At 68.4% G+C, this 15,204-nt stretch carries 11 protein-coding genes; 6 read left to right on the top strand and 5 right to left on the bottom strand.

Annotation, left to right across the window (positions count from 1 at the left end; translation table 11 throughout):
* Window positions 1-22 precede the first annotated feature (22 nt).
* Genes FE633_RS08920 through FE633_RS08905 form a run of 4 tightly spaced genes read left to right on the top strand, consistent with a single transcriptional unit; the run spans window position 23 to window position 6,825 of the window.
* Window positions 23-1,834, top strand: a complete 1,812-nt coding sequence (locus FE633_RS08920; RefSeq protein WP_138044564.1) for an arabinofuranosyltransferase AftB family protein — start codon at window positions 23-25, stop codon at window positions 1,832-1,834.
* A 53-nt stretch (window positions 1,835-1,887) separates the two neighbouring features.
* Window positions 1,888-4,131, top strand: a complete 2,244-nt coding sequence (locus tag FE633_RS08915; RefSeq protein WP_138044563.1) for a bifunctional glycosyltransferase/CDP-glycerol:glycerophosphate glycerophosphotransferase — start codon at window positions 1,888-1,890, stop codon at window positions 4,129-4,131.
* A complete protein-coding gene (locus FE633_RS08910) occupies window positions 4,128-5,915 on the top strand; it encodes a hypothetical protein (protein ID WP_138044562.1) in 1,788 nt (595 codons plus the stop codon). The genes FE633_RS08915 and FE633_RS08910 overlap by 4 nt, the downstream gene beginning before the upstream one ends.
* Window positions 5,899-6,825, top strand: coding sequence for a class I SAM-dependent methyltransferase (locus tag FE633_RS08905; protein WP_342791163.1), 927 nt, complete (start codon window positions 5,899-5,901; stop codon window positions 6,823-6,825). The genes FE633_RS08910 and FE633_RS08905 overlap by 17 nt, the downstream gene beginning before the upstream one ends.
* Before the next feature lie 35 nt (window positions 6,826-6,860).
* On the opposite strand, the gene FE633_RS08900 is transcribed toward FE633_RS08905, so the two are convergent.
* Window positions 6,861-8,411 (bottom strand): glycosyltransferase family 2 protein, encoded by a 1,551-nt coding sequence (locus tag FE633_RS08900; protein WP_138044561.1) that lies wholly within the window; start codon window positions 8,409-8,411, stop codon window positions 6,861-6,863.
* Between the two features lie 251 nt (window positions 8,412-8,662).
* On the opposite strand from FE633_RS08900, the gene FE633_RS08895 reads away from it, so the two are divergent.
* The gene (locus FE633_RS08895; RefSeq protein WP_171059866.1) at window positions 8,663-10,684 is read left to right on the top strand and encodes a N,N-dimethylformamidase beta subunit family domain-containing protein; all 2,022 of its coding nucleotides are present in this window, start codon (window positions 8,663-8,665) and stop codon (window positions 10,682-10,684) included.
* 44 nt (window positions 10,685-10,728) lie between these two features.
* Entirely contained in the window at window positions 10,729-11,208 is a 480-nt protein-coding gene (locus FE633_RS08890) for a hypothetical protein (RefSeq protein ID WP_138044559.1), read from the top strand.
* Window positions 11,209-11,256: 48 nt separating this feature from the next.
* Here FE633_RS08890 and FE633_RS08885 read toward each other — a convergent pair whose 3' ends face one another.
* The 4 genes from FE633_RS08885 to FE633_RS08870 are packed head-to-tail and all read right to left on the bottom strand — an operon-like array spanning window position 11,257 to window position 15,010.
* Window positions 11,257-11,877 (bottom strand): hypothetical protein, encoded by a 621-nt coding sequence (locus tag FE633_RS08885; RefSeq protein ID WP_138044558.1) that lies wholly within the window; start codon window positions 11,875-11,877, stop codon window positions 11,257-11,259.
* On the bottom strand, window positions 11,874-13,220 hold the full coding sequence (locus FE633_RS08880; RefSeq protein ID WP_138044557.1) for a glycosyltransferase: 1,347 nt from the start codon (window positions 13,218-13,220) through the stop codon (window positions 11,874-11,876). Before FE633_RS08880 ends, FE633_RS08885 begins: the two co-directional genes overlap by 4 nt.
* Window positions 13,221-13,230: 10 nt before the next feature.
* A complete protein-coding gene (locus FE633_RS08875; protein ID WP_138044556.1) occupies window positions 13,231-13,746 on the bottom strand; it encodes a hypothetical protein in 516 nt (171 codons plus the stop codon).
* A gap of 13 nt (window positions 13,747-13,759) precedes the next feature.
* Complete coding sequence (locus FE633_RS08870) at window positions 13,760-15,010, bottom strand: glycosyltransferase (protein WP_246113516.1); 1,251 nt, start codon at window positions 15,008-15,010, stop codon at window positions 13,760-13,762.
* Window positions 15,011-15,204: the final 194 nt, after the last annotated feature.

The following is a 15,204-nucleotide window of genomic DNA, read 5'->3' as shown; positions in this document are numbered from 1 at the left end:
CGCTCACCCTGAGGCCTGCCGCATGTCCTTTCTGAAGTACACGTCCTCGCCGCCGGCCGAACGGGCAGCGGAGCCGCGGGCTCCGTCCTCGCTCCCTGCCCGGCGCATCACGCGTCTCGTCCCGCCCAGGTCATGGAACCTGCTGGTCATCACGGTGCCTGCCGCGGTAGTTCTGGTACTCGGCTTCCGGCATCGCTGGGTCGGCGACGACGGCCTGATCTATACCCGTGCGGTGCGCCAGATCCTCGCGGGCAACGGCCCTGTCCACAACGTCGGGGAGCGGGCGGAGACATCCACCGGGACGCTGTGGCAGTGGCTGCTGGCACTGTGCGGGTTCGTCTCCGGGCAGGACCCCGCCGTCATCGCCGTGGCCCTGGGGCTGGTTCTGGCCACGGCGGGCCTTCTGCTGGCAGGTCATGCGGCACAGCGCCTGCACTCACCCGGACACACCCACGCGCTCGTACCGCTGGGCCTCCTCGTGGTGGTGCCCGTGCAGCCCGTGTGGGACTACACGACATCCGGGCTGGAGACGGGTCTGAGCATGGCCTGGGTCGCGGGAGCGTGGAGTCTTCTGGTCCGTACGAGCCCCAGCTCCTCGAAGCCCTTCAGAGTCGCCGTGCTCGTCGTCATCGGGCTCGGTCCTCTCGTGCGGCCCGACCTCGCCGTGGTGTCGGTGATCTTCCTGGCCGTGGCCTTCGTGCTGCTGCGCACCACACTCCGCGAAGCGCTGCCACTCACCGCGTGCGCGGCCGCCCTGCCCGCGGCGTATGAAGTCTTCCGCGCCGGCTACTACGGAATCCTGGTCCCGCTGCCGGGGCTGGCCAAGGACCCGGGAGTGAGCTCCTGGGGCCGCGGTCTCTACTACCTGGCCAATTTCACGGAACCGTACCGCCTCTGGATGCCGTTCGGCGTGCTACTCCTCGCCGCACTCGTCTGGGCGCTCCGCCGTATCACCCGCCGGGGTTTGGTCCCCGCCGAGCACTACCGCCGCTGGGTGCTCTGCTCGGCCCCGGTCGTGGCAGGCCTCGTGCTGGGCGTCTACGCGGTGAAGGTGGGCGGCGACTTCATGCACGGCCGCTTCTTCGTCCTGCCGCTCCTCCTGTGCGCCCTGCCCATCTGGGCCATGCCGCCCTCCAGAACCGTGGCGGTCACGGGAATGGCCCTGGCCTGCTGGGCGGCCCCCTGCCTGGTTCTGTGGCGTGCCCCGCTGCAGACGCCCGTGCACAACATCTGGGACTCGCACCGCGGTTACCAGCAGGCCACCCGGCATCCGCACCCCATCAGCCAGGAAATCCACGGCAATCGCCCCGTCAAGTACACACAGCTGGTGCGGGACGCCGTCGCCGAGAAGGACCGGGAGGGTGCGCAGTTGGTCATCACTCTCGCGTACAACCGCCGCTTCGCGATGTTCCCGCTCGCGCGTGACCGTGACGCATCGGTGGCCGGCTCCGAGGACTTTCTCGGCCACAGCGGAGTCGTCGTGCCTCTCGACGGCGTCGCGGTCGACCCGCTCAGCCTCGGCTATCCGCTGGGAGCCCATGGCACCCGGAGTTCCACACACCGTGCCGGGCACGAGAAGCCCGTCGACGTTTCCTGGACGATCGCCGACTACACGGACCCCGGCCTCAAGCTGCCCGCATGGGTGGACGAGCGACGGGTCGCCGCGGCGCGCAAGGCGCTCACCTGCGGACCGCTCGCCGAACTCCAGGAATCCGTACGGGCTCCGCTGACACCGGGGCGTTTCTGGAAGAACCTCACCGGCGCCTGGGACCGGACGGCCCTCCGCTATCCGCACGACCCCCTGGAGGCCGAGCGGCATCTGTGCCACAGGTGACCGCCGCCCGGTACCACGAACCCGACCAACGCCTTGGACCCGTGGGAGAGCCCGTGCCCCGTTTCAGCATCATCGTCCCCGTCTACAAGGTGCAGGGTTTCCTGCGCGAGTGCCTCGACTCGATCCTCACGCAGTCCTTCGCCGACTTCGAGGTCATCGCGGTCGACGACTGCTCACCCGACAACTGCGGCACGATCATCGACGAGTACGCGGCGCTCGACCGACGGGTCACCGCCGTACATCTGCCGGAGAACGTCGGCCTCGGCCGGGCGCGCAACGCGGGGGTCGGCCACGCCACCGGCGACTATCTGCTCTTCCTCGACAGCGACGACGTCTATACGCCCGGAGCGCTGCGAGCCATCGACGAGCGGCTCACCGTGACCGACGACCCCGACGTCCTCGTCTTCGACCATGTGCGCCTGCACTGGTGGGGCCGCAGCGGCAGGAGCCTGACGGCCGATCTGCTCGCCTCCGCGGGCACGGACACCTTCGACATCCTGAACAGTCCCCAGTATCTGCGGCTGTTCCTCGTGGCGTGGAACAAGGCGTACCGCCGCGACTTCTTCACCGGCCACGGATTCGCCTACCGGCCCGGTCTCTACGAGGACGCCCCGGTCACCTATGAGGCGTTGGTGTGCGCCCGCCGCATCGCGTGTCTCGACCGGGTGTGCGTGGAGTACCGGCAGCGCAGGCAGGGAGCGATCACCCGCACTCCGGGACGCAGCCACTTCGACATCTTCCCGCAGTACGCCGCGCTGTTCACGTTCCTCGACGAACACCCGGAGCTGGCCGCGACGAGGCCGCTCCTCTTCGAGCGGATGATCAACCACTTCCTGGCGACGATGACGCTCACCGAGCGCGTGCTGCCCGAGGACCGGCCCGCCTTCTACCGGAAGACGGTGGAGTTCTACCGCCGCTACAAGCCGGACGGTTTCACCCCGCCGGACGATGCCTACCGCGCCCGGTGGCGGCTGGTCGCCGGCGGGGTGTACCCCCCGTTCCAGACCTACGCGCTGGCGAAGCAGCTGGGCGGCGTGTCCCTGCGCAAGCAGCGCGAGCTGGGCAAGGCGACCACCGGCACCGTCAAGCGCACCCTCGCCCGGACCCAGCGCCGGCGCCCGCGCGACCCGAATCTCGCCGTGTACTCGGCCTTCTCGCACCGCGGTGTGCTCGGCGATCCGGCGGCCGTTCATCACGCGGCCCGGACACTGGCCCCGCACATCCACGCGGTGTGGGTGGTCGGGCCGGACGACGTGCGACGGCTGCCGAAGGGCATCGACTACGTCACCCCGGACACACCGCGCTACCACCAGGTGATGAGCCGCGGCACCTACTTCGTCAGCAACGTCGACTGGACGCCCGGACTGGTGAAGCGCCCGGGGCAGATCCATGTCCACACCCACCGGGGGACGCCCCTGGCGCACATGGGCGTCGACCTGCTGGGCCACCCGGCGGCGACGTATCACGACGATGTGCGGACGATGCTCCGGTGTGCGGACCGCTGGGACTACAGCCTGGTCTCCAGTCCGTACGCGCAACAGATCTGGGACCGCGCCTTTCCCTGTCACTTCACCTCACTTCCGACGGGCGCCCCACGCAACGACGTGCTCGTGCGGGGCGACAGGATGCGGACCGCCGCGCTGCGCGAGCGGCTCGGCATCCCGGACGGCAACACGGTGGTGCTCTACGCCCCGGTCCGGCGCGACCATCGCACGTCGTACGTGCCACGGCTGGACCTCGAGCACCTCGTGCGGGAGCTCGGGCCCACGTTCACCGTGCTCGTCCGGTTGCACCCGCGGGACACGCAGGCGCCGATCCGGCACCTGCAGCTGCGCGACCTCCAGCGGCACGGGCTGCTCCTCGACGTCACCGACGAGCCCTCCGTCGAGGACATGATGCTCGCCTCCGACGCCCTGCTGACCGACTACTCGTCCCTGATGTTCGACTACGCCAACACGAACCGCCCGATCATCGTCCATGCCGATGACTGGGCCGTGTACCGGGCCGCCCGCGGAACCTACTTCGACCTGCCGTCCGCCCCACCGGGCCATGTCTCCACCACTACCGAGGCGTTGACGGATCTGTTCGCCTCCGGGGCGTGGCAGGACGAGCGCTCGGCCGCTCTGCGCGCCGACTTCCGCAGGCGGTTCTGCACGTACGAGGACGGCCACGCGGCCGCGCGCGTGGTCTCCCAGGTCATGCTCGGCCGGGACTATCCGTCGTCGGTGATTCCTCAGCAGGACGCACGGCCGCTCCACGGCCTCGCGTGCTCCGCGCTCCCGGACAGCGCGCGATGACCAGAACGGCAACCGGCCCCCCGGTCCGGGCCGAGCGGACGGAGACCGAGCGGAACCGTGCGCCCCAGGCCGTCGCGCGTCCTGGGGCCCGATGGTGGGCGGACGGTGCGGCCGTCGCGGTGGGCACGGCTCTCATCGGATGGGAGGGCTCCCGGCTCGGTCAGTGGGTCGTCGACGACGCGGCCATCACCTTCGCGTACGCCCGCAGCATCGACGAGGGGCTCGGCCCGGTCCAGCAGCCAGGATCACCCCCGGTGGAGGGCTACTCCAACCCCACCTGGCTGGCGCTGCTGGTCATCGGCCGGCGGCTCGGGCTCTTCGACCACCGGGCCATGCTCGGCGTACCGGATCTGGTGCTGTATCCCAAGCTGCTCGGGCTGCTCTGCTCCGCCGGCATTCTGGTCGCCATCGCCTCCGCGGCTCGGCGTCTCGTCACCTTCTCCTGGGTGGTGACAGCACTCTCCGGCGTCCTGCTGGCAGCCAACATCTCCTTCGTGGCCTGGGTGTTCTCCGGCCTCGAGAATCCCCTGTACGCCCTACTCGCCGCCGTTCTCGCCTCGGTGCTCGTCCGTGCGTGTGCCACCGGCACCCTGCTCGATCGCGGCCCTGCCGTGAGTGCCGGGCTGCTCGCACTGGCCGCCGCGCTCACCAGACCGGACGGTGCGGTGCTCGCGGGCGCGTACCCACTCCTGCTTCTGCTGTCGGTCCGGCGGGCGAACCTGACATCGCGGATGCGGCCGGCCGCCCTGAGTATCGCCGCCTTCACGGTGCCGTACGCCGCGTTCCTCGTCTGGCGTTACACGCTCTTCGGACGCCTTGTGCCCAACACTGCGGTGGCCAAGGCCCAGAAGCTGCCGGAGCCCGCTGTGTTCGCGAAGACGATCGGCGAGTTGCTCACTTTCGCCGGCTGGTCGGCCGTATTGGCGGCTCTGGCGGGCATCGCGATGTTCCTCGCCCGTCGTGGTCCGCTGCGCGCCGCGCTGGCCGCCGTCCTGGTGCCGCTGTCACTGACCCTCGGCGCCTTCGGCGTGCTCCAGCGGGACTGGATGGGCCTCTACCGGTTCGCAACTCCCGTGTGGGTCCTGGCGACCATGGCCGTGGCCCTGACCGTGACGGCTCTGGTCGAGCGGGGAACACCACGCGGTCGTGTCCTCACCGCGGTCGCTGCGAGCGTCGCCCTGCTCCTGTCCTGGGTGGGACAGTGGCAGCCGGCCGCCGCGTTCCGTGCCAGGCCGACACTGCCGATGTGCAACATCGTCAACCGGGACGGCGTGATCTTCAACGAGTATGCCGACCGGCTCGGCATGCGGAACGCCTCGCTCCTGCTGCCCAGCCTCGGGGGCACTCTGCTCACCAGCAGGCACCGGGTGTACGACCTGGCCGGTCTCACGGAACCGCGGATCGCAGAGGCCCTGGCCGCGCAAGACACCCAGGAGCTGCAGTCCTACGTGTTCGGCGAGCTGCGGCCCACCTTCATCCATGCGGTCGGCTACTGGGCCCGCAGCACCGGAATGACGGCGCCTCGGCTGACCGCCGAGGGATATGTGCCGTTGATGCGTACGAACGAAGGCACCGGTGACTGGGTCCTGGCCGACGCCGTTGACCATCCCGAGCGGCTGAAGTCCGTTCGTGCCTGGGCCGACCACGCCGTCCCCAAGGACTACGAGAGCGGTCACCACAGCTGCGGCGGGGTCCTCAGACCCGGGCGTTCGGCCGCGCATGACGGCTCCCCCTCCCCCTCCCCCGATCCCGACGGAGATCACGACCATGACCATGACGCGTGACGAGGCGACCAGCAGCCGCGACAGCGAACTGCCCAGGCCGAGCTCCCTGGAGGAGGTACCGGGCTGGTTCTGGCCACTCGACCAGCACCTCTTCGCCTGGTTCCTGGGACACCGCACCCCACTCAATCCCCCGGGCGACCTCATCGAGATGGGCTGCTACCTGGGCAAGAGCACCATCGTCATGGGAGCGTTCCTGCGGGACGGCGAGAAGCTGACCGTCTGCGACCTCTTCGGCGCCGACGACGGCTACACCAAGGAGGCGACCAAGAACTTCTACCAAAGGTCCCTGACCCGCCGCGCCTTCGAGGCCAACTACCTGGCCTTCAACGACACGCTGCCGGACGTGGTCGAGGGCCGCACCGATGTGCTGGCCTCGCTGATCGAAGAGGACTCGTGCCGCTTCGTCCACATCGACGCCTCGCACATGTACGACGACGTACGCGGCGACATCCTGACGGCGAAGAGAGCACTGCGCGAGGACGGCGTCCTCGTCCTCGACGACTACCGCACCGAACACACCCCCGGTGTGGCCGCCGCGAGCTGGGAAGCGGTGTTCTGCCACGGCCTGCATCCCGTCATGCTGTCGTCCAACAAGCTCTACGGCACCTGGGGCGATCCCGCGCCGCTGAGGGAAGCGCTGCTGGCGGAGCTGCGGACCATCCCCAAGTGCGTACCGGAGATCCAGCAGATCGCCGGCCACGACGTCATCCGCGCCTCACGCGGGAAGATCCCGGCACCCGACCTGGTCACCTCGTGTCACCCCAGGCGCGTGTACAGCCCGGCACGTGTCCTGTCCTCCCCCGCTGCCGGGGCACCGAAGAGCGGCTCGCCGGCGCTCCGGATCGCCGTCGACCTGCTGCCGCCGGTCGTCACCCGGGCGCTGCGCAAGGCACGCCGCGCCCGGGGCTGAGGCGCGAGGCGGCGCGCCGCTGCGGCCTGTGCGCGTCAGTCGCCCCACCGCCGGATCAGCCGCCGCGACCGCCGCGCCACAGCGCTGCGCAGCCGGACGAGGGCGGCGGACACAACCGGGCGCTCCAGTGCGTCGGCCGCCCGGGCCGTGCGCTCGACACCGGCGATACGGATCCGCAGCGCGAGGGTCCGGCCGAACTCCGGTGCGGCCAAGGGCAGTTCCACGTCGATCCCGGTCCCCGCGCCGTTTTCCAACGCCTGGAGCCGGATCTGGGTCCCCGCCGGCGCCTCGTCGACCGTGACCGAGGCGACGTTCTGGTCGGCCAGCTCAGCGAGGTCGTCGAGGGAGCTCACTGCCCGCATCCTGAGTCCGAGCGGCCTTGACTTTCCCGCCGCGACCAGTGAGCGGATCTCCAAGCGCTGCTGGGAGGCCCGTTGCCTGACCCATTTCGTGACGTCGAAGACGCTCTCGGGCATTGTGCGCTCCGGGTCTCGGAAGGCGGAGTAGTCCGCGTACACACGGTCGCCCCGGACGGTGAGCGGAACCCGCCCCTGGTCGTCCTCGTCGGCGATGGCCGCCCGCAGTCCCACCAGGTCCCCCGCGCGTACGTGCGCGAGCCGCACCCGGCGCCGCACCTGCAGCCGCCCTTCGACCTCCTCGTCGAGATACCGGTCCACCAGGGCCCGCAGTCCGTCGAAGACCTCCTGCTGCGCACTTTCCTCGAGCTCCAGGAAATTGGCGCGCAGCAGCTGCTCGGCCTCCCAGTGGAAGTGCCGCACGTTCATGTTGGCGCGGCACTTGCTGCCCGGTTCGGTGAATCGCTCGGTGACGGCCATAGCGGCAGTCAGGCCTCGCAGCCGCTCCAGATGTCCGGACCGTAGGGTGATGTTGCTCAGGTCCCCCCTGCGCACCGAGAAGTAGTAGTCGTAGTCGCCGAGCACGGAGATGCGACGAGCCCGGAACAGCGCTTCGAGGGTGAACGGCTGATCGCTGAAGGCCGTCAGCTTCTCGGAGAAACGCAGCCCGTGTTCCTCGACGAGGGAGCGGCGGAAGAGCTTGGTATTGGACAGGGCCCAGCAGATCCGCCAGTCGTCCAGCCGCACTTCCGCCCGGGTTCTGGCGAACACGCCCTGGTGCACCTCTCTGCCGCCGACCCCCACCATCCTGACGTACACCACGTCGGACGCGTTGGCGTCGGCACTGTTCACCATCCGTTCCAGCGCCTTGGGGCCCAGGTAGTCGTCCGCGCCGAGGAAGAGGACATAGCGACCGGCGGCCTGCTCCAGCCCGCGGTTGCAAGGGCTCGCCGGACCACCGGAGTTGGGCTGGTGGATCACCCTGAACAGTCCGGGATGCAGGGACGCGTACCGCTCCAGCTCCTTCTCGCCGCCGTCCGTGGAACCGTCGTCGACGGCGATGACCTCCATTCGCGCCCGGTCGATGGACTGCCCCACGAGCGAGTCCAAACACTCGGTGAGGTACGGCATGGCGTTGTAGACCGGAACGATCACGCTGACCTCGCAGGGGAGGGCCGCGCCGCGCTTTCCGCGCCCGGCCCTCCGCTTCGCACTGCGTGCGGTGAACATGTCCTGCTGTCTCCTCTCGACGCCCCCGCCTTTTGAACGAGGAATGCGGAGTGATGGCTACGGCCCCGGCATATCCGCGTCGCGCCCACCGATGACACGTCGCCCGCCAGTAGGCGCGACAACTACCGCAATGGATGGCCCATAAAGCAGAAATACGCACAAGCCCGTCGCGCCGTGTTGGTTCTTGAGCATGAATGACCGGTCACCCACAATCGCGTCCACGACGGTTGACAGAATGGGCATCAAGGGACATGGCGTACGACCCTCAACAGCGCTTCTTGCAATTGGTGCCCGGCGGCAACGGGATTATTTACGCGATCCAGGCCGACGGCAACCTCTACTGGTACCGCAATACGGGATGGAGCACTGGTACATCCTCCTGGGCAAATTCCGGCACCGGTCGGCTCATCGGGAACAAGTGGCAGCAGTTCCGCTACGTCCTGGCTGCCGCCGACGGACAGATCTTCGCATTCCAGCCGAACGGGGATCTGATCTGGTATCGGTACATCCTGAGCAACAGCAGTACGGGCGCCGGGAGTTGGCATTCCGCGAGCGGGAGTAAGATCAGTCACGGCTGGAACAGGTTCCCACGCCTCCTTGGCGGCTGGAACAACGTCCTCTACGGAGTTGACGGCAGCGGGAACATGTTTTGGTACCGATACACCGCCAATAACGGATCATCCGGCTGGGCATCGAACTCCGGAGCCCAGATCGGCAGAGGCTGGAAGTCGTTCAACTATCTGTTCGCAGATCCGAACGGTGTTATTTTTGCATCGAAGCAGGGCGGCGCCCTGAACTGGTACCGCTACCTGGGAACCAACGGGTCTTCGGTATGGGCGAACAGCGGCAGAGGCATCGACCTGCGCATTCTGGGGGGATACCAGAAACAGATCCTCTCCAACGGCTCCGGCACCGTCTACCGGGTCAGACTGAGCGCGGCCAATCCGCCCGGAGCGGACACCGAACTCCTGTGGTATCGCCTGCTCAACTCCGAGACCATCAACACCAGCGGCGTCCAGTGGGTCAACAACGGCGAGGGCGTTCGTGTGGGGAGTGGCTTCACCAATCAGGGTTCAGCGGCGCTCCAGGGGTATCCGGGCTCCGTTTCCACGCCGCAGAACTCGAGCCTGAGCATCCACGTGTCCACCACCTTTTCCTCGTACACCTCGGCCACTCTGCGTCTCGCTCCCGCCAGCGGTGACCCGATCCAGGTCACGGCGCCCGTCTCGCGGAGCGGACAGTTCCAGTTCCTGCAGAGCGGGTACCGCAGCGCCGGGTGCGGCTGGAACCCCTCCTTCTCCGTGTCCGTCGCCTCGAACTGGACTTCGGGGATCTATGCCTCACAACTGCGGTCTCCTTTCGGCGGCACACAGAATGTGCCGTTCGTCGTGCGGCCGTCCTCACCCCAGCGGGACATCGCTGTCCTGGTCCCCACCAACACGTACAACGCCTACAACTTCTGGGGCGGCCACGACCAGTACACGGGCGGTCAGGAAGGTACACAGCGCACCATCACCCTGCAGCGCCCCGGCATGGGACTCGACCGGAACCAGAACTTCCTGTCGGCCACCGGTCACCTGGACCACCTGCTCTACAGCGACCTGCTTCTGACGCGTTGGATGACCTCGGCGGGCTTCTCCTTCGACTGCTACGCCGACAACGACCTGGACGCGACCGGAGATCAGTGGTTGCCCAGCTACAAGGCGCTGGTGCTGACCACCCACCCGGAGTACTTCACCGAGACCATGCGACAGAACGTGGTCGACTTCCAGAACGCCGGCGGCCGCATCATCTACACCGGGGGGAACGGCATTTACGAACGGGTGGAGTACAACGGCGACCGTTCGGCGGTCATCTTCCGCAGACCCGACGGCACACGCGATCTCTTCCGGGAAGACGGCCAGCCCGAATCGGAAATCCTGGAGGTGTCGTTCTACTCACCGTCGTACATGACCTTCGCCCCGTACGAGGTGCAGAACAACCACGCCTTCCTGGCGGGAACCGGTCTCAGCGTGGGAAGCACCTTCGGCAGTGTCGCCTACAACGGCTCGGCCAGCGGCTGGGAACTGGACATCGACGCCGCTTCGTCTCCAGGAGCGGTACTCATCGCCCAAGGCCTCAACCCCGGGGCCGGAGCCGACATGATGTACGTACCCAAGCCCAACGGCGGCTGGGTGTTCTCGGCCAGCTCCCTCTCCTTCAACGGCGGCCTGCCCTTCGACGCGGCGATGCGCAGAATCATGCTCAATGCGTTCACGGCGGCGGTGGCTTAGGCGACCACGGTAAGAAGACCCTTCTCTGACAGCTGGAGAGATGTATGCAGGAGATCTCACGCCGCACGGTTCTGGTCGGCGCCGCATCGGCGGCGGTTACCCTGACCGTCCCCGCCCCTGTCGCTCACGCGAAGCCCATGGAGAACACGAGAAACGAGGAGTCGGCGCCGGGCTCCTGCGAAACAATGGGCAGCACGGAAGCCTGCGTCGAGGTGCGGCAGATCCAGGATGTATGCGGCATTCAGTACACCATCAAGAATCACGGGGACGCGCCCCAGACCTACTCCGTGTCATGCGTGGATGAAGACGGCGGCCCCAATCCCGGCACGGTCACCGTGTCGGTGGAAGCGGGGGAATCCGTCAGCGACTATTTCTACGGCGACCTTCTGCACTGTTTCACTCTGCAGGTGTGCCCGGTGCCGGCCGGCAAGGAGATGACGGGCCCTCGGACCGGCGGCAAGGAAGCGGACGTGACCTGTATGACGCTGGGACCGGTGTGCTCGGAAACCTCATCCGATTGGTAGTGGGCTCATGGCCGTGTACCACGCGGTCATGAACCCACTCGTTCCGTCTCAGCGAATCTGCTCCAGATGCGCGTAAGGCTCTCGGTCGAGTCTGCCGTCGACAATGGTTTCCGGGTGACGCTGAGCCAGTTTCCACGCAAGGTGCTCCGCCGGTGTGTCCGTGAACACCACGCGGCCGACCGTGGCGAAGTCGATGGACGCCAGTGCGCGCCGTGAGGCCCGGGCCAGCACCAACGGCCGTACGTGGTGGTAGACCGGCCAGAACAGCCGCCGGTCTACCAGGTCGGCGGCCCGACCGTGGATCCGCCGTGCCAGTCGCTCCGCCCGCAGCACAGGGCCGCCCCCCGGCACCCGGCGCGCCACACGCCGGACGCGGTTCAGCACGCCCGCCGGAAGCCGGTGCACCACCGTGGACTGCAGCCACTTGACCGGGTGCCGCTCCTCGGCGGACTTCATCTCCCACACCCGGAAGTGCGGAAACGTCACGGAGGTGGGGGAAGACGGCGCCGTCGGCGTGACGAGGTCGACGGGGACCCCGCGCCGTAGCAGGTACAGGGCGTAGGCGAGAACGCGCTGGGGCACGGGATCGGCGTAGGAGAGGATGACCACGTGCGGCGGCAGCCGCTCCGTACCCGGTGTGTCTTTCGCGGTCTCGTCGACCAGGGTCATGAAGCTCTCCTCGCCAGGGTGCGCAGACGGGTTTCGAAGGGTGCGAGCACGACATCGCGCTCGTAGGTGTCCGCATGCCGTCGGGCCGACAGATGTTCCTCGGGCGAGAGATCACGAGCTGCCTTCGCCGCCGAGATCATCGTGTCCGCCAGCGCGGAGGGATCCAGGCTGTTCGCGTTGAACCAGAGGGGATAGCCGTCGAGCACCTCCTCCGCGGCGATGCCCGGGCCGTGCACGGAGACGATCGGACGGCCTGTGGCCATGTACTCGAAGATCTTCCCCGAGGTCACATAGCGTGCCCCGCCGGTGAGGAAGACCAGCACATCGCTCTCCCGGTAGACGTCGGCCACCTCGGTCTTGGGCACCGGGCCACGCAGCCGGACCCCGGAGTCGCGGCCGTCGTCCGCGTCCGACTGGAGCCTGCCCCGCAGTGCGGCATCCGCCCCCTTGAAGAAGCCCAGGTGGCCATGGATGTGCAGCTCCGCATCGCTGAAGTCCGCATGCCTGCGCACCATACGGAATGCCGACAGCATCTCCTCGACGGGCTGGACGGCGGTGACCGTGCCGAGGAAGGTGAAGCGGATCGGGCGGGGCGCGGCGGGAACGGAGAGGTCCAGCGGCGGCAGGTCCAGCAGATCGGCGTCCCAGGCGTTCGGCACCACCGTCATCCGGTCCGCGGCATGGGGATGGCGCTCGGCGTGCCAGGCCCGCATCGCCTCGTTGACGAACACCACCTCCGCGGCGCCGCCCGTCACCCGGCGCTCCCAGGTGTGCACGGGATCCCCTTCGGGACGGGCGAGTTCGTCCGTGAACTGGTTCAGCGTCCAGGAGTCCCGGTAGTCGAGCACGTACGGAACCCCAGTGATGCGCCGGAAGAGCCAGGCGGCCGCGAACGAGGAGAACGGGTTGCCGGTGGCGACGACGACGTCGAAGCGACGCCGCATGTGCAGCGCGACGGCCCGCCTGACGGACGCGAAGGACCAGGACGCGTAGTGCTCGGGGAACAGCCGCCGCTGCGTCCAGGCGTAGCCCTTCTGCGCGGTGTGCGGGAACCTCCTGCGCAGCGGACCGAAGTCGCGCGCGTCCCGCTGCCAGATGTACTGGTTCAGCGGGGGACGCTCGATGCGGATCCGGGGGTCGAGGGTGCCGAGCAGCTCCTCGTCCTTGGATCCGATGACCTTGTCCAGGAAGTCCATCGGGCAGGCGAACACCGTCACGTCCCAGTCGCGGCGCGCCAGATAATTGGCGGTCGCACGCGCGCGGTAGACGCCGCTGGCGCGGGACGGCGGGAAGTAGTAGGCGAGGTACAGCGCGCGGGGCCTGCGGGCGCGGGCGAGGACCATGGGAACCCTCTCAGCTGTGACGGAGGCTGTAGGCCATGCGGGGGGCGGGAACGGATGCGCCGTCGAGGAGAGTGGGGGCGTACCGCAGCCCCGCCGAGTCGGCCAGCACAATCACCTCGGGCGAACGGCGCCGGACCAGTGATCCGATCACCTGCTGTCGTACGTCGCCGTAGACCTTGCGGTAGGCCGGGGTGAAGACCCTGCGATGCAGCGGGAGCGCGACCCGGCGCTCGTATGCGCGCTCGGCACGGCGCACGAAGGGACGCAGGGGCCCACGACCGAGCAGTGCGGCCACGACGCGGGGGCCCCTGAAGAGCAGCAGCCACTCCAACAGCCGTGGCGGGTGGCGGAGTTCGAGCTGGCGCAGTTCCACGACCTCCACCCCCGGGGCGAAGGGTTCCTCCTCCCACGCCTTCCTGTTCTCCACGAGCACGACGGCTCGCCCGCCGCCGGCGACGACTTCGGCGGACTCGCTGGTGACGGCCTGACGGCGGGTGGCGTCCAACGCCAGGAAGACGACTCGCATGGGCTCGGTCACCTCACGTACGGGGAAGAGTGGTGTGCGACGGGAGGGCGGAGGGCCGGTCGGGGAACCAGAGGGCGTGATGGACTCGGGCCACGGCGTCATGCCCGCAGCGCTCCTCCAGATGGCGCCGTGCGTGCGGCAGGTCCAGCGCGTGGGGGAAGCGGGAGCTCAGGAGCCGGTACCCCTCGGCGATGGTCTCGGGATCATCGTTCACGTCGATGAGCTGCCCGGCGACGTCCTCGATCCCGGCCAGTACCTCTTGGGGTCCTCCGCTGCGCGTCACCAGAACGGGCATTCCCGCGGCGATCGCCTCGACGACGGTCATGCCGAAGGTCTCGAGGCGGCTGGGGTGCACCAAGAGGTCGTGTTCGCGCATCAGCCGTTGGGTCTCGGCCGGCGTCACCGCTCCGGTGAAGGTGACGGCATCGCTCACTCCCAGTTCCGCGGCCTGTTTCTGCAGCGAGTCGCGAAGTACACCGTCCCCGACCACGGTGAGGGTCAGTTCGGGCTCCTCGGCACGACATCGGGCGAAGGCGTCGAGCAGCAGCGCAACGCCCTTGCGTTCGATGAGAAGGCCGACGTACAGCCAGCGGTGCAGGCGCGTGACAGGTTCGGTGCGCGGAGTGCCGAACGCGATGGCGTTGGGGATGATGCCGATGCGGTCGGCATGCTGCGGGAAGGCCTCCGCGATGGGTTGGCGCACCTTCTCCCCGACGGCGAAGAACCCGGCGCACCGTTCGAGCACTTCGCCGTACAGCTCGCGCCCCTGGGGGTCTTCCAGCACCTTCTCGACGAAGGTCGCGTGCTCGGTGACGAACACCCTGGCGTCGGCCCGTGCGTTCTCCAGTGCGACCCATCCGCCGCGCAGCCCGACGTGGGCGTGGACGACCGGAGCGTCGATCGGTCGGCCGCCCAGGGCGGCCCTCAAGCAGTCACGGTGGGCCACGGCATGCTCAACCCAGTCGCGCGGGCCTCGCCTGTGCCGGTACACGGCGGGCACATAGGTCACCTGGGCGCCACCGACCGTGGGGCGGGGCCGCGCGGCCAGCGGCAGGAGTCGCCGGTGGGCTCGCATGATCTCGCCGTGCCGCCCCTGATCGCGGTTGCCCCAGCCCCACCCGTCGCAGTGGTACACGCTGACGCGGTCGCAGCCTGGAGCCGTCGCCTCCACCATGGCCTCGACGAAGGAGCCGGCAAAAGGCTGTTGGGTGGTCGGATACCAGGGAGTGACGATGGCCACGTCCTTGGTCAGGGGTTCGCGCACTCTTTCGTGTCCTTCGCTGGGCGCCGGCCTTGTCGTGGGCGGATCTCCTCGGTGGCCAACGATTCGTGGTGGGTGGCGGGTTGGGCGGGAGGGTGAATTTCCCACCCAAAGGTGAATAGTTCGACTACCTATACACCTATTTCCAATGGTTTGTTGGTATTTACTGAGAGTCCATGTGGGTACCTCAGCCACCG

Source organism: Streptomyces montanus, assembly GCF_005786655.1.
In the GTDB taxonomy this organism is placed as follows: Bacteria; Actinomycetota; Actinomycetes; order Streptomycetales; family Streptomycetaceae; genus Streptomyces; species Streptomyces sporangiiformans.
This window is presented reverse-complemented; position numbering and strand designations above follow the sequence as displayed.